This window comes from Streptomyces sp. MCA2, assembly GCF_023544705.1.
Lineage (GTDB): Bacteria > Actinomycetota > Actinomycetes > Streptomycetales > Streptomycetaceae > Streptomyces > Streptomyces decoyicus.
On sequence record NZ_JAMJFM010000044.1, the window covers coordinates 1 to 20,506 of the forward strand.

The 20,506-nt window shown below is 71.1% G+C and carries 17 protein-coding genes; 8 read left to right on the plus strand and 9 right to left on the minus strand.

All coding sequences use genetic code 11. The features are described 5' to 3' along the window. The first annotated feature begins 96 nt into the window (after positions 1-96). Positions 97-1,038: a hypothetical protein gene (locus tag M8I34_RS29730; RefSeq protein WP_250054560.1), complete on the plus strand. Its 942-nt coding sequence runs from the start codon at positions 97-99 to the stop codon at positions 1,036-1,038. A gap of 3 nt (positions 1,039-1,041) precedes the next feature. On the opposite strand, the gene M8I34_RS29735 is transcribed toward M8I34_RS29730, so the two are convergent. From M8I34_RS29735 to M8I34_RS41465, 4 genes are all read right to left on the minus strand, one after another. Next, positions 1,042-1,626: a sigma-70 family RNA polymerase sigma factor gene (locus tag M8I34_RS29735; protein ID WP_250054563.1), complete on the minus strand. Its 585-nt coding sequence runs from the start codon at positions 1,624-1,626 to the stop codon at positions 1,042-1,044. Between the two features lie 146 nt (positions 1,627-1,772). Beyond that, entirely contained in the window at positions 1,773-2,552 is a 780-nt protein-coding gene (locus M8I34_RS29740; RefSeq protein ID WP_250054565.1) for a LamG domain-containing protein, read from the minus strand. Between the two features lie 294 nt (positions 2,553-2,846). Next, on the minus strand, positions 2,847-3,539 hold the full coding sequence (locus M8I34_RS29745) for a response regulator transcription factor (protein ID WP_250054567.1): 693 nt from the start codon (positions 3,537-3,539) through the stop codon (positions 2,847-2,849). Beyond that, complete coding sequence (locus tag M8I34_RS41465) at positions 3,536-4,849, minus strand: histidine kinase (RefSeq protein WP_284050954.1); 1,314 nt, start codon at positions 4,847-4,849, stop codon at positions 3,536-3,538. Before M8I34_RS41465 ends, M8I34_RS29745 begins: the two co-directional genes overlap by 4 nt. 430 nt (positions 4,850-5,279) lie before the next feature. Here M8I34_RS41465 and M8I34_RS29755 point away from each other — a divergent pair, with 430 nt between their 5' ends. Both M8I34_RS29755 and recQ read left to right on the plus strand, forming a co-directional pair. Beyond that, the gene (locus M8I34_RS29755; protein WP_284050955.1) at positions 5,280-5,948 is read left to right on the plus strand and encodes a hypothetical protein; all 669 of its coding nucleotides are present in this window, start codon (positions 5,280-5,282) and stop codon (positions 5,946-5,948) included. A 150-nt stretch (positions 5,949-6,098) separates the two neighbouring features. After that, positions 6,099-8,225: a DNA helicase RecQ gene (gene recQ, locus M8I34_RS29760; RefSeq protein ID WP_250054571.1), complete on the plus strand. Its 2,127-nt coding sequence runs from the start codon at positions 6,099-6,101 to the stop codon at positions 8,223-8,225. Positions 8,226-8,261: 36 nt separating this feature from the next. On the opposite strand, the gene M8I34_RS29765 is transcribed toward recQ, so the two are convergent. Both M8I34_RS29765 and M8I34_RS29770 read right to left on the minus strand, forming a co-directional pair. After that, entirely contained in the window at positions 8,262-9,536 is a 1,275-nt protein-coding gene (locus tag M8I34_RS29765) for a HAMP domain-containing sensor histidine kinase (RefSeq protein WP_250054574.1), read from the minus strand. Continuing rightward, on the minus strand, positions 9,533-10,255 hold the full coding sequence (locus tag M8I34_RS29770) for a hypothetical protein (protein ID WP_250054576.1): 723 nt from the start codon (positions 10,253-10,255) through the stop codon (positions 9,533-9,535). Before M8I34_RS29770 ends, M8I34_RS29765 begins: the two co-directional genes overlap by 4 nt. Positions 10,256-10,614: 359 nt before the next feature. Between M8I34_RS29770 and M8I34_RS29775 the strand changes: the two genes are divergently transcribed. Next, positions 10,615-10,899 carry a hypothetical protein gene (locus M8I34_RS29775; RefSeq protein WP_250054578.1) on the plus strand — a complete coding sequence of 95 codons (285 nt, stop codon included), beginning with the start codon at positions 10,615-10,617 and terminating at the stop codon, positions 10,897-10,899. Positions 10,900-10,923: 24 nt separating this feature from the next. Here M8I34_RS29775 and M8I34_RS29780 read toward each other — a convergent pair whose 3' ends face one another. After that, the gene (locus tag M8I34_RS29780; RefSeq protein WP_250054580.1) at positions 10,924-11,760 is read right to left on the minus strand and encodes an isocitrate lyase/phosphoenolpyruvate mutase family protein; all 837 of its coding nucleotides are present in this window, start codon (positions 11,758-11,760) and stop codon (positions 10,924-10,926) included. A gap of 726 nt (positions 11,761-12,486) precedes the next feature. Here M8I34_RS29780 and M8I34_RS29785 point away from each other — a divergent pair. Beyond that, the gene (locus tag M8I34_RS29785; protein WP_250054582.1) at positions 12,487-12,876 is read left to right on the plus strand and encodes an ADP-ribosylation/crystallin J1; all 390 of its coding nucleotides are present in this window, start codon (positions 12,487-12,489) and stop codon (positions 12,874-12,876) included. 78 nt (positions 12,877-12,954) lie between these two features. On the opposite strand, the gene M8I34_RS29790 is transcribed toward M8I34_RS29785, so the two are convergent. Together M8I34_RS29790 and M8I34_RS29795 are read right to left on the minus strand one after the other, a co-directional pair. Continuing rightward, positions 12,955-14,388, minus strand: a complete 1,434-nt coding sequence (locus M8I34_RS29790) for a glycosyltransferase family 39 protein (protein ID WP_284050960.1) — start codon at positions 14,386-14,388, stop codon at positions 12,955-12,957. A 379-nt stretch (positions 14,389-14,767) separates the two neighbouring features. Then, positions 14,768-17,464: a D-alanyl-D-alanine carboxypeptidase gene (locus M8I34_RS29795; RefSeq protein ID WP_250054586.1), complete on the minus strand. Its 2,697-nt coding sequence runs from the start codon at positions 17,462-17,464 to the stop codon at positions 14,768-14,770. Between the two features lie 612 nt (positions 17,465-18,076). On the opposite strand from M8I34_RS29795, the gene M8I34_RS29800 reads away from it, so the two are divergent. The 3 genes from M8I34_RS29800 to M8I34_RS29810 all read left to right on the plus strand — a co-directional run bounded on the left by M8I34_RS29800 (position 18,077) and on the right by M8I34_RS29810 (position 20,367). Continuing rightward, positions 18,077-18,838: a GPP34 family phosphoprotein gene (locus tag M8I34_RS29800; RefSeq protein WP_244414224.1), complete on the plus strand. Its 762-nt coding sequence runs from the start codon at positions 18,077-18,079 to the stop codon at positions 18,836-18,838. 287 nt (positions 18,839-19,125) lie between these two features. Beyond that, complete coding sequence (locus tag M8I34_RS29805; protein WP_244414223.1) at positions 19,126-19,989, plus strand: helix-turn-helix transcriptional regulator; 864 nt, start codon at positions 19,126-19,128, stop codon at positions 19,987-19,989. Between the two features lie 195 nt (positions 19,990-20,184). Next, a complete protein-coding gene (locus tag M8I34_RS29810) occupies positions 20,185-20,367 on the plus strand; it encodes a DUF397 domain-containing protein (protein WP_308372726.1) in 183 nt (60 codons plus the stop codon). Positions 20,368-20,506: the final 139 nt, after the last annotated feature.

The window sequence follows — 20,506 nt, forward strand, 5'->3', positions numbered from 1 at the left end:
CGGGTACAGGGCACCGCGACATCGCCGCGGTGCCGTCGCCCCCGCTTTCGACCGTCCCGGCTCCGCCGCCGGGGCGTCCCGACAAGGAGTCAGAAGATGATCTGGTACGTCCTGGCCGTGGTGCTGGGGCTGGCGCTGATCGGAGCGGTGGCCGCGCTGATCGTCACCGAGCGGCGGCCCCGCCCGCCGAAGCCCGCCGCCGCATCGGCCGCCGTCGTGGGGCGGGAGGCGCTGGACGTGGTCAACGCGGGCCTGCGCCGGCTGACGGGCGAGTGCCTGCGCTCCGGCCGGTCGCTGCCCGACCTGTACGCCGTCGTCTACTCCGAGGAACGCCTCGGACTGCTGCTGGCCGGCCCGGAGGAGGCCGCCCCCGCGCCCTGGACCGCCGAGGCGGACGGCGAGCGCTGGACGATCTCGCCCGACAACCTGCACCGCCCCGGCCCGGAGGGCGAACCGGCCCTGCCGTACGCGCTGACGGTGACGGTGGGACTGGACGGCGCCGACCGGGTGCTGGTCGACCTCTCCCGGGCGGCGGGGCCCGTCTCCGTGGCCGGCCCGGACGAGGAGGTGCGCAGCCTGGCGCAGGCCGTCGTCGCCGAGGCGCTCGCCGGCCCGGTGGGCGCGCTCGCCGAGGTCACCCTGGTGGGGTCCCTGGCCGGCGACGGGTTCATGGCCGCCGACGCACCGCGGACCTCGCGTCTGCACACCGCGGCCAGCCTGGAGGAGGCGTTCGCCAGGGCGGCTTCGGCGGGCCCGGGAGCGCCGGAGCCCGGATCGTCCGAGGTCACCCAGATCTTCCGGCTGATCGAGGGCAGCAGCCGGATCGCCGTCCAGGGCGAGGCGCCGCACCTGTTCGTCGTGGACGCCTCACAGCTCCCGCGGCGGGAAGGGGCGTTGGACGGCCTACGGCGCGGGGACGCGCTGCTGGTGCTCGGCGACGCGCCCGCGGGGTGGCCCTGGCGGGCCGGTGCGGACGGATCGCTCGACACCGGACCACTCGGCCTGGAGATCACCCGGCACGCGGGGCGTTTCGCATGAGTCTCATCCGGCGGCCCGGTCCTGGCCGCCCGCGTGCAGCCCGCGGCTGTGCAGCGCCTCCCGCAGGGCGCGGGCGGCGTAGTACGTCCGCGACTTGACCGTGCCCGGCGGCACGCCGAGGACCCTGGCCGTCTGGTTGACGCTGCGCCCCAGGTAGTGCACGTGCAGCAGGACCTCGCGCTGCGGCGGCCGCAGGTCCCGCAACGCCTCGAAGAGCACCTGGGAGGTGAGGATGTGGTCCACGTCGTCGGACACCGGCAGGTGCGCGAGTTCCGGGTCACCGGCCTCCGGCGGTCTGGCCTGGCGGGCCCGGTGACCGTCGATCACGAGGTTGCGCAGCACGGTGAACAGCCACGGCCGCGCCGAATCCGCGGTCGGGTCGAGCTCCCCGGCGTGGCGCCAGGCGCGTAGCGCGACTTCCTGGAGGGCGTCCTCGGCGCGGTGCCAGTCGCCCCCCAGCCGCCGCGCGGCGAACTGCAACAACGCGCTGCCGTGGAACTGGTAGAGGGCTCTGAGGAACTCGTCGGGACGGAGTTCCGCGGTGCGGGGGCGGGATATGCAGTCTTCGGTCGAAGCACTGGCCGACAAAGGCCTTTTTCCTCTCCGGTCGTCTGTGGGGAAGTCGGATTCCGCCGGCCGCGGGAAGGCCGGCGGGCGCCGTCACGAGCGGTCGTCCGCTCCGTGCGGCGTGTCCGCCGGCCTACGGCGGCGGTGAACCCGCCCCGGTACCGCCGTCAGCCCGGTTCGCGGGAGGAAAGCGAGCTCACCTCACGGGAGGTCAGTTCGCGGTCGTAGAGATGCACATCGGAGACAGCGCCCTTCCAGTGGTCGGCCGCCTTGCCGTCGAACTTGCCGCGTCCGATCACCACGGAACCGGTCGGCTTCACCGTGCTGGAAGCCTCTCTGCTTCCCGCGAGCCGGCCGTCCACGTAGATCCGCATCCGGTGGTCCTGCCGGCTGTACGTGCCGGTGAGGTGGTACCAGCGGCCGGCCTGCGGCTGCTCGGCCTTCTCCGCGACGGTACGGGCGCCGGTGAAACTGAACGCGAAGTTCTGGTCCTGGCCGGAGTACTGGAGGAAGAACGTGCTGAACCGGTCGCCGTCCTGGGACAGGACGGTGTGGAAGCCGTTCATGCCCTCGGGGGTGAGCCGCACCCGTGCGGCGACCGAATAGTCCTTGCCGGCGGTGTCGATCCGGGAACCGGTGTCCGCGTATCCGTGGGTGCCGTCCAGCCGCAGGGCGCCGCCCTCGGGGCCGTCGGTCCACTGCCCGCCGCCACTGACGACGGCGTCGCGCTCACCCGCCTTCGCGGTGCCGGACCGGTGCAGGGGCCACCACCCGACGCCGCGCAGCGACCCGGCGTCAGCACCCGGGCTCGGCGCGGCCGATGTCCCCCCGGCCTGCTGCTTCCCGGACTCCCCGGCCCCCTGGCCGCGCACCAGTTGGGTGACGACAAAGGCCAGCGCGACGGTCAGTACGGCAATCGTGGAAATGAGCGACCATCTGCGCGTCATGAATCTCCCCGGGACGTGTGGCATACAGCTGTCACTGGAGACCACGTGTCCGTTCCGGAAGTGGTTCAACGTGCACGCAAAGTCTGACAGGCCGTGAGACAGCAGGCGGGGGCGCCCCTGAATGTGCTGTCGTGCGCGGGAACATGCGGCGACACCACGGTATGTGCAGTTCAGCGCGGTTCACCGGGATGCTCCGACGACGCGGGCCGGCCGTCCGACGACCGTTCCGAGGCACCCTCCCGGCCCCCTCTCTGCCTCCTCCCTGCCCCCTTCATGGCCCCTTCCACTGCCCCTTCATGCCCCCGGCAGGACCAGCCCCGTTTCCCAGGCCCATGCCGCGATCTCGACCCGGTTGCGGACCTTCAGCTTGGACTGGATGTTGGCGAGGTGGGTCTTGACCGTGCCCGCGGAGATGAAGAGTCGGGTGGCGATTTCCTGGTTCGTGGAGCCGCGGGCGACCAGGCGGACTATGTCGCGCTCGCGGGCGGTGAGGGGGACCGGACGGGTGTCGGGGGCCGGGTTGTCCTCAGCAGTGGTCCGGGGCCGTGGCGGCGGGGACAGCTGACGCAGGAGCCGTACGGTGATCTGGGGGCTGATCAGGGCATCGCCCGCCATCGCCGCCCGGACGCCCTCGATCAGCAGCGCCGGCCCGGAGCGCTTGAGCAGGAAGCCGCAGGCGCCGTGGTGAAGTGCCGTGTGTACGTAGTCGTCGAGATCGAAGGTGGTGACGACGACCACCCGGGTCGGCTGCGCGGCCTGGGGCCCCGCGAGCAGGCGGGTGAGTTCCAGGCCGTCGAGGCGGGGCATGCGGATGTCCGCGAGGACGACGTCGGGCCGGAGGCGGCGAGCCAGGTCGAGCGCGGTGGCGCCGTCCGCGGCTTCGCCGATGACGGTCATATCCGGCTGTGAGTCCAGGACGAGCCGGAAGCCGCTGCGGACGTCGTCCTGGTCGTCGGCCAGGAGGATGCGGGTGGGAGTGCCGCTCACGAGGACTCCTGGGGGAGCGTCCGGGTCTGCGGGAGCATGGCCTGCACCCGCCAACCGCCCTCGCACGGACCGTAGGAGAGGGTCCCGCCTGCCGTGTGTACGCGCTCGCGCAGGGCCGTCAGGCCGCGGCCGCCATGACCGTCGCGATTCGGTCGGATGCGGGAGGAGGGGGTGGTGGGGGTGATGGCGGGGGCGGGACTGGTGATGGCGGTGGGAAGGGTGGCGGTGGTGGGAGCGGTTGCGGCGCTGGTGGTGGGAGTGGTTGCGGCGCTGGTGGTGGGAGTGGTTGCGGCGTTGTTGACGACCTGGATCTCGATAGCGGGTGTGCGGTCGGTGGCGGTACGGGCCGGGGTGAGGGTCACCTCGACGCGGGTGGCTCCGGGGGCGTGGCGGCGGACGTTGGTGAGAGCCTCCACGACCATCCGGTAGGCCGTGGAGCTGGTCTCACGGGAGAGGGAGCCCAGGGCGCCGGACGGCATGGCGAGCCGGGCCTCGGTGGTTCCTGCGGAGGTGAATCGCTCGATGAGGGAGGGGAGTTGGTCCACTCCTGGTAGCGGCTCGATGTCATTGCCGTTCGCTTCGTGGAGCATCCGTACCGTGCGGTCCATGGACGCCAGGGCGTTCAGCCCGGCTCTCTCGATGCGTTCCAGGGCAGGCAGGACCTGTCCCGGATCGGACTCGGCCACAAAGCGGGCAGCCTGTGCCTGCGCGACGATTCCGCTGATGTCGTGTGCCACGAAGTCATGCAGTTCCCGGGCGAGTTCGAGCTGCTGGGAACGACGGATCTCGATGACCAGGCGGCACCGGCGGTGTTCCACCAGCCGTGGGTAGCCGCCGATGACGGCCGCACCCAGTACGGGCAACGACCAGAAGGCGGCGGCGCCGGCCAGCGACAGCAAGGACGGCTCCGGGACCAGCGGCAGCGTCCATGCCACAACGGCCGCACCCGCCATCCCACCCGCCGCCGTTGCCTGCCGGAGCGGGCCCCAACGGGCCACTACGGCAAGGAGCACCAGCAGCACCGCCATTTCGGCCGGCCGCCACACGGCCCCTCCGGGCACCGCGGGAGGGTCGGAGACCACCGTGGTGATCAGCGACAGACCGCCGACGAGCACTGACGGGCGGGCGAGGCGCTCCCGCGAGCGCGGCCAGCAGGAAAGGGCCCAGAGGAGCAGCGTGGCGGCCGCGACGGCCGGTAGGGCTCCGTACGGGAGCGCCGCCTTCGTGCCGTACACGAGGGCGAGGGCGCCCAAAGCGGCACAGCCCGCCGCGGCGTAGATCACGGCCAGGGTCAGATCACGGCGCGTCATATCGGCCCACCCCCATGTGCGTCGCCCCCGGCGCTATCACCCGGCGTTCACCGCCCGGGGCTATCCCTGAGAGTTCACCGCACGGAGTCACGTCCCGGCGTTCACCGCCCGACGTTCACCGCCCGACGCCATCGATCCTACGAGCGGGGGTGCTGCCGTGCCCTCCGCCGAACGGCAGAGGGACAACCGTTCCGGCACCCGAGATCTGCCGATCGGCGGATGGTCCGGTCCGCCGGCCTGCACCAGATTGAGGCCTCGTCATCGATACGGCGGTGGTCGACGCGATCGCCGCAGAGCAAGGGAGCCCACCATGCCCGACTTCAGCTTCACTCCCCCCTCCTCTCCCTCCTCTCCGTCTTCTCCCACTACCTCCTCCTCCGTCTCCGGTCGCGGGTCCGCTGCTCCTCGACGCCGCCGGACTGCGATCGGGGTGGCACTCGCCGCGGCCTTACTCGCCGCGACGGCCGGGCTCAGCTCGTCCGCCACCGCCACCACCACCACCACCGCCACCGCCACCGCCACCGCCACCGCCACCGCCACCGCTTCGACTGTGTCTTCGTCGTCGGACACTTCGGACACTGTGGCGGGTGGGGCGAACGCGGCCGGGCACGGCCAGGTGAGCGGCCGAGCCCGGGTCTTCTACCGCTACTCGCCCCACGACGACATCCGCTTCTCGGTCGACGCCAAGGCGGCCCCGTTCAGTCGCCCCATCAACGGGTTGCCACACGGAATGCCCACCGATGCGCGCGGCACGGTGACGATCTCCCACTGGTCGCCCGGGAAGAAGCAGGGCCGACGTGCGGAAGCCTCGGTGGACTGCCTGGTCACCGGGGGTGACAGCGCCACCCTCAGCGCCGTCGTCACCAAGTCGGAGGACCCGGAGGAGATCGGTGAGCGGCTGGGCTTCAGCGTCAAGAACGGCGGTCCCGGCAAGGGAAGGGTCGGATTCTCCTGGGCCGTCTCGAACGTCGATGTCGTCGATGGCCACGCCACCTCCCCGCACGTCGGTACCTGTATGGCACCGGCCCCGTTCGCCTCGGTCACGAAGGGTGGCTTCAAGGTGGCTCATGCGGAGCTGCCGCCGCTTCCGGCGGAGTGAGCGGATCGGATCGGTGCCGCCGAGCCGTGCGGAAGGGCGCAGAGCCTGTTCGTTCCGCTTCGTGGGATATCGACCGGTCTGACCGTGCACGGCGGTGCGAGTTATCCACAGGGTCGACGGCGACCCCCTCGGAACTCGTAGGCTTCAGGAATGGCTCTGGCGGACGTGGAAGTGGTCGTGGACATGGATGTGGAAGGCGCTTCGGACGCAAGCGAGGCGGTGCAGGTGCTGCGCCGGGTGTTCGGGTATGAGTCGTTCCGCGGCAGTCAGCAGGAGATCATTGAGCACGTCATAGGGGGCGGGGACGCGGTCGTCCTGATGCCGACCGGTGGCGGTAAGTCGCTGTGCTACCAGATTCCCTCGCTGGTCAGAGCCGGTGTAGGCATTGTCATCTCGCCGCTGATCGCCTTGATGCAGGACCAGGTCGACGCTCTGCGGGCGCTCGGGGTGCGGGCCGGGTTCCTCAATTCGACACAGGACCTGGAGGAGCGGCGGCTCGTCGAGGCCGAGTTCCTGGCAGGGGAACTGGATCTGCTCTATCTGGCGCCCGAGCGGCTGCGGGTCGAGCAGACGCTGAGCCTGCTGGACCGGGGGAAGATCTCGCTCTTCGCGATCGACGAGGCCCACTGTGTCGCGCAGTGGGGCCATGACTTCCGGCCGGACTATCTGGCGCTGTCGATGCTCCACGAGCGCTGGCCCGAGGTCCCGAGGATCGCGCTGACCGCCACCGCGACCGAGGCCACCCATACCGAGATCTCCTCTCGGCTGCGGATGGCGGACGCCCGGCATTTCGTGGCGAGCTTCGACCGGCCGAACATCCAGTACCGCATTGCGACGAAGAGCGAGCCGAAGAAGCAGCTGCTGGAGCTGCTGCGGAACGAGCATGCGGGGGACGCGGGGATCGTCTACTGCCTGTCGCGGGCCTCGGTGGAGAAGACCGCGCAGTTCCTGGTGGAGAACGGCATCGCGGCGGTGCCCTATCACGCGGGACTCGACTCGCGGACGCGTGCCGAGAACCAGGCCCGGTTCCTGCGTGAGGACGGGCTGATCGTGGTCGCCACGATCGCGTTCGGGATGGGCATCGACAAGCCGGACGTCCGGTTCGTGGCCCATCTGGATCTGCCCAAGTCGGTCGAGGGCTACTACCAGGAGACGGGCCGCGCCGGGCGCGACGGACAGCCCTCGACGGCCTGGCTGGCGTACGGGCTCCAGGATGTGGTCCAGCAGCGGAAGATGATCGACGGGTCGGAGGGGGACGAGGCGCACCGGCGGCGGCTGTCGTCCCATCTCGACGCGATGCTGGCGCTGTGCGAGACGGTGCAGTGCCGACGGGTCCGGCTGCTGGCCTACTTCGGCCAGGAGAGCGGCGCATGCGGCAACTGCGACACGTGCCTGGTCCCGCCGGAGACCTGGGACGGCACGGTGGCCGCGCAGAAGCTGCTGTCCACGGTCGTACGGCTGAAGCGTGAGCGCGGGCAGAAGTTCGGCGCGGGCCAGATCATCGACATCCTGACGGGGAAGAAGACCGCCAAGGTCATTCAGTTCGATCACGACGGGCTGAGCGTCTTCGGGGTGGGGGACGACCTCCGGGAAGCCGAATGGCGGGGTGTCGTACGGCAGTTGCTGGCGCAGGGGCTGCTTGCCGTAGAGGGCGATTACGGCACGCTGGTGCTCACGGATGCCAGCGGCGAGGTGCTGGGCGGCCGGCGCGAGGTGCTGATGCGGCGGGAGCCGGAGAAGGCGGCGCGGGCGGCCAAGGCGAAGGCCAAGGGCAAGCGTGCGGCGCCGGCGGATCTGCCGGAGGAGGCGCTGCCGGTCTTCGAGGCGCTGCGCGGCTGGCGGGGCCGTACGGCCAAGGAGCAGAGCGTGCCCGCGTACGTGATCTTCCACGATGCAACGCTGCGGGAGATCGCCACCCTCCGGCCGACGACCACGTCCGAGCTCGGCTCGGTCAACGGGGTCGGCGAGAACAAGCTCGCGAAGTACGGCCCGCAGATCCTGGATGTGCTGGCGGGCCGGGAGGCACCCGACGGCGAGAGCCTCAGTGGCGAGAGCGCCGGCGGGGCAGCGGCAGTCGAGGCAACCGAGGCGGCCAGAAGTGCCGGGTCGGCCAAGAGTGCCGGGGCGAACGGGACCGCCGGGCCGGCCAGGAGTGCGGGATCAGCCAGGCCGAGCGGGACAGCCGGGCCGGCCGGGGCGACCGTCGATGTCCCTGCCGCGCCGGATCCGTTCGATGACGAGGCACTGCCGGAGCCGCCGGATGACATTGACTGGTGACAGCACCCCCTGAGGCCGGGGTCATGGAGCGACGGGTCATGGCGCGACGGCGGCGTCCTGAGGCAGTCGGAGGATCGCGCGGGCGCCGCCGTCGGGGGCATTGGTGAAGCGGAGGTCGATGCCCAGGACGGCGGCCTGGCCGACGGCGATGGTCAGGCCCAGGCCGTGCCCCTTGCCGCGGCCCGGGGCGTCGGTGCGGAAGCGCTGCGGGCCGTGGTGCAACAGGTCGACGGGGTAACCGGGGCCGTGGTCGCGTACCTCGATGGTCGGTGGGCCGCCGGGCGGGGCGTTGACGGTGACGACGACCGGGGCGCGGCCGTGCCGGTGTGCGTTGATGACGAGGTTGGAGACGATGCGGTCGAGGCGGCGCCGGTCGGTCTCGACCACCGTGTCGGCGCCGATCCGCACGACGGTGTCGAGGCCGGTGGCGCGTACGGAGCCTTCGACCAGTGCCCCGAGGGCATACGCGGCGAGGTCGGCGTGCTCGGTGCCGGAGTCCAGCCGGGAGATCTCCAGCAGATCCTCGGTGAGACGACGCAGCGCCCGCAGCCGATCGTTGATCATCTCCTTGGGACGGCCCTCCGGCAGCAGCTCGGCCGAGGCGAGGATGCCGGTGAGCGGCGTACGGAGCTCATGGGCGACATCGGCGGTGAAGCGCTGTTCGGCCTGGAGACGGCTCTGTAGGGAGCCCGCCACGGAGTCCAGCGCCGCGGCCACCGCCGCCACCTCGTCCCGCCCCGCCGCGCCGCCGCCCGGCCCCTGATCTGCGCCGTGGCCGACCCGGGCGTCCAGATCTCCGGCGGTGATACGGCGCGCGACCGCCGCCGTGATGCCCAGCCGCCGACTGATGCGATGGGCCAGGAACAGACCGGCGAGCGCGACGACCGCGGCGGCCAGCACGGCCGAGCCGAGGATGGCGGTGTCGAGCATCTCCAGGGAGCGTCGGGTGTTGCCGAAGGGCAGCCAGGTGGCCATGACCTGGCCGTCGGCCGGCGCCGCCGCCCACATGACGGGGCGGCCCCGATACGTCCCCACCATGGTGCCGCGTTGCCCGGAGCGCGCCAGCCGGCGCAGGTCGGCGGGCAGTTCGGGCGGGTCGAGGAGGGAGTTGAGGCCCTCGCGGGAGGTGCCGTACTCGAAGAGTTCCAGGGCGCTGTCGAGGTTTGCGCGGGTCTCCTTGCGGACCTGGCCGACGGTCTGCCGGGCCACCGCATTGTGGACGAGAACACCGAGGACGGCGGCGACCGCGCAGCTCACCGCCATCACGGTCAGCGCGATCTTCCAGCGGAGGGAGACCGCCGGGCGTTTCATGGGCTGCCGCCGCCGGCCCGCGGGGTCTGGGGCGTACGGGCGTCGTCGAGGGTGAGGTTCCACAAGCTCATCGAGTGGCCGTCCCAGACATAGTCGGTGACGCTGACGTAGCGCGGATCCTTGGTGGGCTCGCGGATGACCAGATGCCCGGCCGCCAGCTCGACACCGGCCAGCACACCGCGCAGCACGAGCACCCGGGTCACCACCGTGCGCTGGACGCTGTAGACGCGCAGTTCGCTGGTGCGGGGATCGAGGTCGACGGCCATGATCAGGTTCGCTTTGCCGTCACGCGTGATGTCGTGCAGCTCGGGACGGCGTACGGCCTTCGGGGCGGGCGGCGTACGGCCCTGCGCGGCGATGTCCGCATCGAGAACGGCGAGCGGGTTCGCGTCCGCCATGGTGCCGCTGGGGATCCGCGGGACGTTCGGTACGGGCACCAGGGCCACCGGGTTCTCGTCCCGGCCGGGCGGGGCGGGCGAATACTTCGGCCACAGCACCAGCGGCGCATCCACGTCCCGGGCGCGCCCCTCGCTCTGCACCCCCTCCACGCCCGCGCATCCCGCGAGGAGGGCAAGTGAGGTGAGGGCGGCGAGGACGGGGAGCACGAGGAGGGAGGAGGTGGGGAAGCGGCGGGAGCGGCCGGGGAGGGAGAAGCGGGTGTTGTGGGCGTTGCCGGCGGAGAGCGGGGGCAGAGCCGTGCGGGGCCGCAACCGTCGCATGTCGTCGCCACCGCCTTTACGCCTTGCCGCTGGGCCCGTGGCCCGTGCACCGCCCGGCCCGACGGACCCCTGGAACCGATCACTCGGGGTGACCACCCGCGAGGGAAGCGCTTTATATGCGGACGTAACCTGACACAACGCTATCCAAGATGATGCCGGGCGGAATCTTCAGATCGGCCATTCCGACGGCTTTTATATGCCTTTGCACCGGCCGAGCGAGCCTTCCTTCACACGACCGCTCCCAGAGATCTTGGCGACTGTTACACAACGTACGGATTACCGTTAAGGACACTCCGTAGCGTGGTTCTCAGAACCGCGCCCCATACGGCGGCCCGAGCCGCCCACGACGAGGAGTACCCATGCCGGCCCAGCGCCGCTCCGTGATCCGTACCGCCACCGTCGCGACCGGCGCGCTGGCGGCCCTGCTGCTTCCCGCAGGCGCCGCCTTCGCCGCCGACTCGACCGTGCCCACGGAGAGCCGCAAGTCGATCATGCTGCCCGACAACGGACTGGCCGGCCTGGCCGAGAAGGCCGGCCATCTGCCCAAGGCCGGGGTGATAGGCGGTGCGGGCGCGCTGGGTGTGGCGGGCGCCATCGTCGTCGTACAGCGCCGGCGCCACGGCAGCCGGGAACGCCAGGCCTGAGCCACGGCACCACTCCCGTTCGCCCTACTCCTCCCCCGCCACCAACCGCTGCACCTCCTCATAGCCCAGCACCTCGCCGCCCGCCCCGGCCGCATCCGCCGGCCGCCGGCCCGTACGGATGGCGTCCGCCGCCGCGAGAGTGGCCTGCACGGCCGTACGGAAGAGCAGCGAACCGGTGCTGATGCGGCGTACGCCGAGCTCCGCCAGACGGCTGACGGTGTGCTGTCCGGGGGCGAAGAGGATGTTCAGCGGCGCGGGGATCTCCGCGACCAGGACCGATACGTCCTCGTCGGCGGTGACGCCCGGCACGAAGATGCCGTCTGCGCCCGCCGCCAGATAGGTCTCGGCGCGTTCGAGCGCCACCGACAGCGGCGGCGGGCTGTCCGTCAGCCAGTGGGTGTCGATCCGGGCATTGAGGAACAGGCCCGGCGCCCGCTCCTTCACCGCGCTGATCAATTCGGCCTGGCGCACCGGATCCTGTAGCCCCTCGCCGCCGGGCAGACCGTCCTCCAGATTCAGCCCGGCGGCCCCGGCCTCCGCCAACTCGGCCGCCAGATCACCCACTTGGCCGGGACCGCCGCCGAATCCCCCCTCCACGTCGACCGTGTACGGGCAGGGCAGCCGGCCATTGAGCCGCAGCGCCAGGGCCAGCGTCGCGTCCCGGACCTCGGCGAGCCCGCGCCCGTCCGGGTACCCGTGGGCCGCCGCGACGCCCAGGCTCGTCGTGCCGATCGCCGCGTATCCGGCCCCGGCGAGCGCGGCGGCCGAGACGACATCCCAGGCGTTGGGCAGCAGCAGCGGCTGGTCGGCATGGTGCAGCGCATGGAAGTGAAAGGTGGCGTACTCCGGGGAGGTGCTCATACGGGCACCGTAGGCCGGAGTCCCTTCGGTAGGCGCCGAAGACTCGCGGCGGACATAGCAGTCATGACCACTCCGGCGTACAGCACCCCGCCCGCACGGCTCGCCACACCACTCACGGAACGCACCCCTTGACGGCGCCTGAACGCGGCCGGCTGGGGCGTGCGGGGCACCGATGCGGCGACCCGGGCGGGGGCTCCTCGACGGGGGCGACGGGGGCGCGCCTTCACCGGGGCGGAGGGTACGCGCTTCCACCGGGACGGCGGGTGCGTACTTCCACCGGGGCGGCGAGTGCGCAGCACTTCCACCGGGACGGCGGGTACGCGCTTCCACCGGGACGGCGAGTGCGCAGCACTTCCACCGGGACGTCAGGCACGTGCCCCCACCGGGACAGCGGGTACGCGCTCGCCGACGCCGGGCGGGGCAGCGACGGCCCGAGGTGAGCGAGCGCCTGCGCCCACCCGGCCCAACTTGGCTCGGCCCGACCTGGCTCGGCCCGACCTGGCTCGACCCGACCTGGCCCGACCCGTCGACCCCCTCGGCGACCAGCGCCCGCACCACCACCCGCCCCTCCGGCCGGACCGCCCGATTCCCCCGCACCCCGAGCTCCCCCGGCACCCCGAGCACCCCGGGCTCCCCGCGCCCGCCCCCCGAACTCTCCGTGCCCCGAGATCTCCGCCCCCCGAAATCTCCGCGCCCCCACCGGCCCCTCCCCCGTACCGTACGAGCATGATCGACACGCCGCGCCCGGACGAGGCCGCGCCCGCCACCCGCACCCTCTGGCGCCCCACCGGCCCCGAGGAGCTCGCCCTGGTCGAGGCCTCCGGCTGGCGCGCCTGGCCGCCACGCCTGCCCGACCAGCCGATCTTCTATCCCGTGCTCAACGAGGACTACGCGATACGGATCGCCCGCGACTGGAACGTGCCGGCCTCCGGGGTCGGCCACGTCACCCGCTTCGAGGTCGAGGCGGACTTCGCCGCGCGCTATCCGGTGCGCCAGGCGGGCGGCGAGACAATCCTCGAACTATGGGTCCCGGCCGAGGAGTTGGCGGAGTTCAACCGGCACATCGTCGGGCGCATCGAGCTCGTACGCAGCTTCCACCCACCACAAGGGGAATGACGGCGCCCGGGGTGCCGGGGTCCGGGAGCCCGCAAGCCCGCAGACCCGCGTCCCGCAGTCCCGCAGTCCCGCAGAAAGCTACCCACCCTCACCGCAAGCCCCCGCCCGCGCGTACACCGTGATGCGGGCACCCCGGACCTGTGTGCTGCGGCAGATCCCGAACGCCTCGCGCAGAGTGGTCCGTTTGGCGATTTCCTGGTCGTTGTCGTCGACCGGCTGGCCGTCCGGGTCGCCCGCGACGACGATCCGGCGGACGGACAGCATCCGGGATCGGATCGCCTCGCCGGACCGCTCGGTGCCGTAGAGGGTGTGCGAGGCCAACGGGCTCTCGGCCAGGGCGAGATCGTGCAGCCCGCGGAAGTCGCGTGGCAGGGTCGCCCGCCAGATCCGCCTCCGGGACGGCATGAACAGCAGTCCGTCACCGGGCTCGGCCACCTCCCGTATGGCATGCGCGATCGCGGTGACATCGTCGACCCGGCTGTCCGGACTGCGCAGATGGACGTTGACGGGCACCAGCACCGCCACGATCAGCACCACCGTCATCGTCCACCGCAGCCGTCGGCCACGGGTCTGGCCCAGCTCCCCTGGCGGCCGCAGCAGCCGCGCCAGCGCGGCGCCCGCGAGCAGCGCGAACCCGACGACGTAGTAGAGGACATAGCGGTCCACGTAGGCGGGTTCGACATGGGAGAGGAGCAGCAGGAGCAGGGTGGGCAGGAGCAGCAGGGGGAGGCCGAGGGCGCGCAGTCCGATCGGGCCGCGGGAGCGGATCCGGACGCGGGTGCAGGCGATGCCGAGAACCGCGAGCACGGCGAAGGTCAGCAGCTGAACGGGGTCCGGCCACATGAGCCAGCTGATCTGCGCCGACTGCCGGGTGCTGAACACCGCGAGCGGGGCCAGACCGGCGAGAACGGTGACCGCGGCGAGCAGCCAGGAGCGCAGTACCCGGCGGGGCAGCCGCGCGAGGATCACCGCGGCGCCGTGTGCGGGCAGTGCGAGTGAGGCGAACTCGTGCAGCAGGCAGGCGAACAGCATCAGCGCCGTATAGCCGAGCCACAGCTTTCGGCGCGGGCGGGCGGCGGCCGGCACCAGCAGCAAGCTGGCCCAGACGACCAGCGCGCAGACCGTCGCGTACGAGCGGCCTTCCTGCGCGTACTGCTGTACGACCGGGATCAGCGCAAAGGTGCAGCCCGCGAGCAACCCCGCCCGCCGGCCGACCAGGCGCTCCCCCAGCAGCGCGACCCCGGCGGCAGCGACCGTCATCGCCGCCACGGACGGCAGCCGCAGACCGACCGCATCGCCGAACGCGCCGCGGAGGGTGGCGTCGTAGCCGGCGAACCAGAGGTGCATCAGCACGTAGTACAGGCCGTGCACGACATCGACATGCTGGAGCGTGGCCCACACATCGGCCAGGCCGCGGTGCGCCATGTCGTAGGTGACGGCCTCGTCCCGCCATATGGCGTCCTGCCGGCGGATCCCCCACGCCCCCAGGAACAGCATCAGCCCCGCGGGCATCAGCACCACCGCGCCCTGCGCCACCCAGGCACCACGGGCGGCGACAGGGGACACGTACGTCTTCTGCGCTTGCGCTACGTCGATGACGGGCTCCGCTCACGCACCGGACGGACGGACAGACAGACAGTCAGAAAGGCAGGCTCACGATAGAGCGGGCGGCCGGTGGACGACCAGATGGGCGACCAGGGGCGGCGGCCACCGGCGGCACAGGCGGCCGCCGGGGAACGAACGCACGCGGCGGCCACTGGGGAAGGAACGCAGGCGGTGGCCGCGGGACATGAGGGGATCAGCCCCCCGGAACCGGGCGGAGCCGGTGAACCAGGGGCCGCGGGCGGCGATCCGGGGGCCGCGGGCCGGACGCCCGCAGCCCCCGGCCCGCTCAGGTGATGCGGACCAGCTTCGCTCCGAAGGACGGCTCCACGAGATCCTTCTGGAGAGCGACCGGCACCTTCTGGCTCCTCTCGCCGTTGCCGACGGTCAGCACACCGACCTCGGTACCGGCCTTCGCGGTGTGCGGGACGATCTTGCCTCCGTCACCGACGCTCAACTCCAGCTTCTGGCCCGGGACTCCGATCGCCTTCAGGTCCTTGGTGGCGACGACCGGTGTGCGCCCGTTCAGGCCGTCGTCGACATAGCCGACGACCTGGCCCTTCTTCACCGCCGTGGTCGAGGTCAGCGCGTTGCGTACGGCCTCGATGACCTTCTGGCTGTTGTTCTTGACCAGGGTGAGGCTGTTGGAGCCGTTGGGGTCCAGGCCCTTGAAGTGCTGGTCCATCATCGTGCCCAGTACCAGCCGGTCCTTGCCGCCCACGCTCTTGTAGGCCGCCCAGGACAGCGTGCCGCCGGCCGCCGTGCTGGAGCCGGTCTTGATGCCCTTGATGCTCAGCCCGGCCAGCAGCAAGTTGTCGATGTTGCTGTTGATCCGCCCCGGCAGGCCCGGGATGTCGGCGTTGGTCATGGCGACGATCGGCCGGAAGGCGTCGAACTTCATGACGGCCTCGGCCAGCTTGAGCTGGTCGACGGCGGTGCTGACCGTCTTGGGGTCCAGGCCGCTGGGGTCGGTGTAGGTGGAGTTCTTCATGCCCAGGCCCTTGGCGGCGGCGTTCATCTTCTTGACGAACGCCGTCTCGTTGGCGGACTTGGTGTCCCAACGGGCCAGCAGCCGGGCGATGTTGTTGCCGGACGGGATCATCAGCATCTTGAGCATGTCCTGCTCGCTGAACTTCTGCCCCGCCTTGAGCCCCTCGATCCGGGACTCACTCGTGGAGCCGCCCTCGGCCACCGCCTTGGCGTCGACCTCGATCTGCGGGCCCGTCTCGCCCTTCTTGAGCGGGTGGTCCCGGAGGATGACATAGGCCGTCATGATCTTGGCCACGCTCGCGGTCGGCACCGGCTTCTGCGGGCCGAACGTCCCCAGGTCCCCGGAGCCCACCACCTTGACCGCCGCCTGCCCGTGCGCGGGCCACGGGATGGCGAGCTTGCCGCCCTCGAAGGTGAACGAGGATGCGGCGTCGCCGAGGGTGAGCGTCGGGTTGGGCAGCGGGCGCACCGCCTGGGCGACCACGAAGATGATCGCCAGCAGCACCGCCAGCGGGGTCCAGATCTTGAACCGGCGGGCGACCGTACGCAGCGGGGTCTCGGGCGGCGGCGGAGTGTTGGTGAGCTTCGCCAGGAGGTCGAGCGGCGGCAGCGGCTGCTGCTTGGTCCGCTCCGACTCGGGCACCGCGGCGGGAGCGTCGGCGGCCGTGGCTCCGGCGGCGGGCGGCATCGCACCCGGGCGGCTGTCAGGCTTGGCCGGCGCGGCCGCCGGCGCGGCGGACTTCGCCGGCTTGGCGGGCTTCGCGGGCACGGCAGGCTTCGCGGGCACGGCGGCGGGCAGCGCGCCGGTGGCCTTGCCCTCCGGCTTGCCCGCTGCCTTCTCGGCCGTCCCGTCGGCCGTCCTGTCGGCCGCCTTGCCCTCCGGCTTGTCGGCGGGCTTCTCCACGGCCGTGTCGGCCGTACGGGCGGGCGTCCTGGGCGCCGTCTTGCCCAGCGACCTCCCGGCCGTACCGTCGTCCGCCGACTTCAGCGCCACGAACTGACTGGTCCGCTCGGAATCCCGCTCAGGAGCGACCGCCGCCTTGCCGTCACCCTTGCCGTCAGCCTTGGCGTCACCCTTGCCGTCAGCCTTCGCCGCGTCCTTGGGATCGGCCTTCGCGGCGTCCTTGGCGTCGGCCGTGGCATCGGCCTTCGCGGCGTCCTTGGAGTCGGCCTTGCCCTTGCCCTCGGGCTTGCTCTCCGTCTTGCCGTTGCCCTCGGCCTTGCTCTGGCTCTCGGCCTTGCCCTTGGCGACGTCCTCGGCCTTGCCCGCGTCCTTGGCCTTGACCGCGTCCGTCGCCTTGGCGGGCGGGTTGATCTTGAGCGTGGTGGTCGCCTGGTCGACGGCACCGGCCGCCGCACCCTTCAGCTTCGCGACAGCAAACACCCGGGTCGCGTCATCCACCGCCGACCCATCGGCCTCACCCTCGTCGCCCTCACCGTCGGCCTTGGCCTCAGCGGCAGCGCCGACCCGCTCGTCGGACCTGCTCTTCTGCGGCCCGACGGTCTTGAACACGGCGGTCGGCTGATCGACGACCTCGGGCGCGGCCGAAGACTCGGACACGGCCTTGCCACCGGACCGAGCCTTCGCCCCGCCCTTCGACTCGGCCTCGGGCGCGGACTCACCGGACGCGGCGTCACCACGACCACCGTCGCCCTCGCCGTCACCCTTGGTCTTGGTCTTGGCCTCCGGGGCAGCCTTCCCGGTGGCGGCGGCCTTCCCGTCCGCCGCCACCTCGGCCTTCCCACCAGCCTTGGCGTCCGAGGCGGTGACATCCGAGGCCTTCACGTCAGCCCCGGCCTCCGACTTTGCATCCGGCTTTGCGACGGCACCGTCCGCATCCCCGTCCACACCATCGGCCCCGTCCACGTCCACGTCCGCATCGCGCGCGCTCGACACCACGGAGTCCTCACCGTCACCGTCACCGGCCGCGCTCTCGCCTGCGCCGTCGCCCGCCTCGGCGCCCTCCTCGTCGCTCCCGGCGACCCAGGCGGCCACAGCGGCCCGGAGGCGGTCGTCTCCGCCCGCGGCACCACCAGAGCCCTCAGCGCCGCCCTGAGACGCCCCGGAAGCCTCGGATGCCCCGGACTCCCCAGAAGCCTCGGACGAGTCCACAGACTCCGCCCCGGCCGCAGGCTCCGAAGTCACTCCGGACCCCGGCTTCGCCCCGGATTCCGGCTTCGCCGCGGACTTCGACGCCGCCGCGGTCTCCGGCTCTTTCTCAGGCTTCGAGTCCGTACCGGCCCCCGGTTCCTTTGCCGGCTCGGCCGGCTCTCCGCGGAAGGCCGACAGGCGCGGATCACGTGTGTTCCGCGCCGTCTTCCCCGACGACTGCTTCTTGTCCGACTTGTCGGGGGACTCGCCCGCCACCGATGTCTCCTTCATACGTCGCACTGCCTGCCTGGCCCAGTGTTTCCAAGTGTCCTGTGTCCGCGTGGCACCACCTCGCCGCCACGCGTACCGGAAGGCGCCGCACCCCACAGAAAGATGTCGCCGACGTGCAAGACGAGAACGACATACCTACCGGTTCCCTATCGAACCCCCCACGCACTCTCGACAGATGAATGTGAGAGGGGTCACCCTGTCATTCATCCACGCGGGGAGGCATGGATGGGCAGGAGCCGCAGAACAATTCCGGAGGAGCTTCTGCTGCTCGCTTTGGACCCGACGACGGGTACCACAGCGCAGCCGCAGTCGCTCGACCTCGGCCTGGCCGGGGCCCAGCTAGTAGAGCTGGCTCTGGCAGGACGGATAGCCCCAGATGGGGATCGTATCGCCGTGGTGATGGCACGGCCGACAGGAGATCCAACTCTGGACTCCGCGCTCGAACTGCTGCGCCGACGCGGCAGTCCGGTGCGCGCGGTCCACTGGATCGGCGGGCCCCGGCTGGGGCTGCGCCAGACCTACCTCACGCACCTCGAACGGTGCGGCATGGTGCATGCCGTGGCGGGACAGATGTGCGGGGTGCTGCCGACGACGCGCTACCAAGCGACGGAGACAGCCATCAGCCGGGAAATCAGGGCCCGGCTGGACAACGCGATCCGCACCGGCGTACCCCCGGACCCGCGGACCGCGGCGCTTGCCGCGCTGGCCCATGCGGTCGGCCTCGGCAAGCATCTGTATCCAGGGAATGAAGGGCGTTCATCGCGCTCCCGTCTCCGGGATCTGATCCGACACGACCCGATGGGCGGGCTGGTCGCACACGCCGTCATGGATGTGCAGAACGGCGCCGTGGCCCAGCCTCGGCGGCCGCAGGCGGCCGGCGCGGGAGCCGTAGGGCAACCAGTGGCCCGGGCCACGGCTGAGCCGGCCGGCGCGCCGGGCCAGTCACGGCACGGCCACGGCCGGATGGCCCGGGTGGGCGCCCGCTGACGCCGTAAGGCGCCGCAGGCGTCTCCCGCACCACCGGTACAGCACCCGCACCACCGTCCCCACGATCCCGTTCGGGAGCCGCAGCAAGAAGCGCGGGGTGGCGGGCCGACCGTTCTGGACGACGGCCGGCCCGCCACCCCGCGCACATGCACGGTCGCGCTTTCGCAATTCCGGTCCCAAATTTCCATCGCGACCACCTTGTCCGGCCATTTGCCAGCGCGGCGCGGACCGTTGGTGGCAGTCTGCTGACCAGAAAACAGCAGTACGGAGCCGGAGGTGCACTTAGCGTGGCGTCCAACGTCAACCCCACCGTCAGGCGACGCCGATTGGGCCAGGAGCTGCGCAGGCTTCGAGAGGCCAAAGGCATGACGGCAGAAGAGGTGGCGGACCGGCTGCTCGTCTCGCAGTCGAAGATCAGCAGACTGGAGAACGGCCGTCGCAGCATCAGCCAGCGCGATGTCCGCGATCTGTGCGGGGTCTATGAGGTCGCCGATCAGCACATGGTCGAATCCCTCATGCAAATGGCCAAGGAGTCCCGTCAGCAAGGCTGGTGGCACGCATTCGGGAGCCTCTCGCCGAGCTACAGCGTCTATATCGGCCTGGAAGCCGATGCGCTCTCCGTGCGGAATTACGAGTCACTTCTGGTTCCGGGCCTCCTTCAGACGCCCGAGTACGCGGAGGCCGTGATCCGCGGGATGTGGCCCGAGGCCACTCCGGAGGACGTGGAGAGCCGGGTCGGCGTGCGCCTCAAGCGACAGCAGCGGCTGCACGCTTCCGAGACCCCGCTCCGCTTCTGGGCCGTGATCGATGAGTCGGCCACCCGTCGGATCGTCGGGAACCGCCAGACGATGCGCGAACAGCTCGAGCACCTCGTCGAGTTGAGCCAGCTCCCCCATGTCACCCTCCAGGTGGTCCCGTACTCGGTGGGGTCACACCCTGGTATGACCGGGACGTTCTCCATCTTGGAGTTCGACGACCCGTCGGACTCGACCACGGTCTATTTGGAAGGCGTCACCAGCGACCTCTACTTGGAGAAGCACGGAGACGTCCACAAGTACGGGATCATGTACGAGCATCTGCGGGCTCAGGCGCTGAATGCGGACGAGACCAGAAAATTCATCTCAGACGTGGCCAAGGAGTACGCCACCTGAGACCGCGGAGGCGGAAAATACACCACCACCGCACCCGACGGAAGAGCACTCCGGTTTATGTCATCCGGTCGAGTGATCACGCCCTCCCGTTAGCGATGTTGGAGCGTAGCGTCGTCAGCACTCCGAGAAGTCACCACTTCTCGCCAACCCGAACGCACGGGAGTGACAATGACGAGGAAGCTCAACACGACTCTGATGTGGCAGAAGTCGACATACTCGGGTAAGGACGGAAATTGCGTCGAGATCGCCCGCTTGGATGAGTCAGCGGTAGCCGTCCGCGACAGCAAGGCGCCGCGTGGGCCGGTCCTCTCCTTTTCGGAGCAGGCCTGGACGGCTTTGCTTTCGGATATCGACCGCGGACGTCTTGGTAGCGCCTGACGACGCCGCTGTCCCGCATCACGATGACGAGCCCTCTCGACTGGTCCGCCGTCCTGGCCGAGGGGGCTCAGCCTCGCCCAGCATGCAGTTGCTGAGCGCCGGCCACCTCTTCGCTATCTGCCGGAACCGAGGCCGCCGC

Excerpts from the sequence above, each read along its gene's own strand:
- M8I34_RS29730 (WP_250054560.1), top strand. The coding sequence starts at position 97 with ATGATCTGGTACGTCCTGGCCGTGGTGCTGGGGCTGGCGCTGATCGGA.
- M8I34_RS29740 (WP_250054565.1), bottom strand. The coding sequence starts at position 2,552 with ATGACGCGCAGATGGTCGCTCATTTCCACGATTGCCGTACTGACCGTC.
- M8I34_RS41465 (WP_284050954.1), bottom strand. The coding sequence starts at position 4,849 with ATGACGCGCCGTGATCTGACCCTGGCCGTGATCTACGCCGCGGCGGGC.
- recQ (WP_250054571.1), top strand. The coding sequence starts at position 6,099 with ATGGCTCTGGCGGACGTGGAAGTGGTCGTGGACATGGATGTGGAAGGC.
- M8I34_RS29765 (WP_250054574.1), bottom strand. The coding sequence starts at position 9,536 with ATGAAACGCCCGGCGGTCTCCCTCCGCTGGAAGATCGCGCTGACCGTG.
- M8I34_RS29770 (WP_250054576.1), bottom strand. The coding sequence starts at position 10,255 with ATGCGACGGTTGCGGCCCCGCACGGCTCTGCCCCCGCTCTCCGCCGGC.
- M8I34_RS29775 (WP_250054578.1), top strand. The coding sequence starts at position 10,615 with ATGCCGGCCCAGCGCCGCTCCGTGATCCGTACCGCCACCGTCGCGACC.
- M8I34_RS29780 (WP_250054580.1), bottom strand. The coding sequence starts at position 11,760 with ATGAGCACCTCCCCGGAGTACGCCACCTTTCACTTCCATGCGCTGCAC.
- M8I34_RS29785 (WP_250054582.1), top strand. The coding sequence starts at position 12,487 with ATGATCGACACGCCGCGCCCGGACGAGGCCGCGCCCGCCACCCGCACC.
- M8I34_RS29790 (WP_284050960.1), bottom strand. The coding sequence starts at position 14,388 with ATGCCCGCGGGGCTGATGCTGTTCCTGGGGGCGTGGGGGATCCGCCGG.
- M8I34_RS29800 (WP_244414224.1), top strand. The coding sequence starts at position 18,077 with ATGGGCAGGAGCCGCAGAACAATTCCGGAGGAGCTTCTGCTGCTCGCT.
- M8I34_RS29810 (WP_308372726.1), top strand. The coding sequence starts at position 20,185 with ATGTGGCAGAAGTCGACATACTCGGGTAAGGACGGAAATTGCGTCGAG.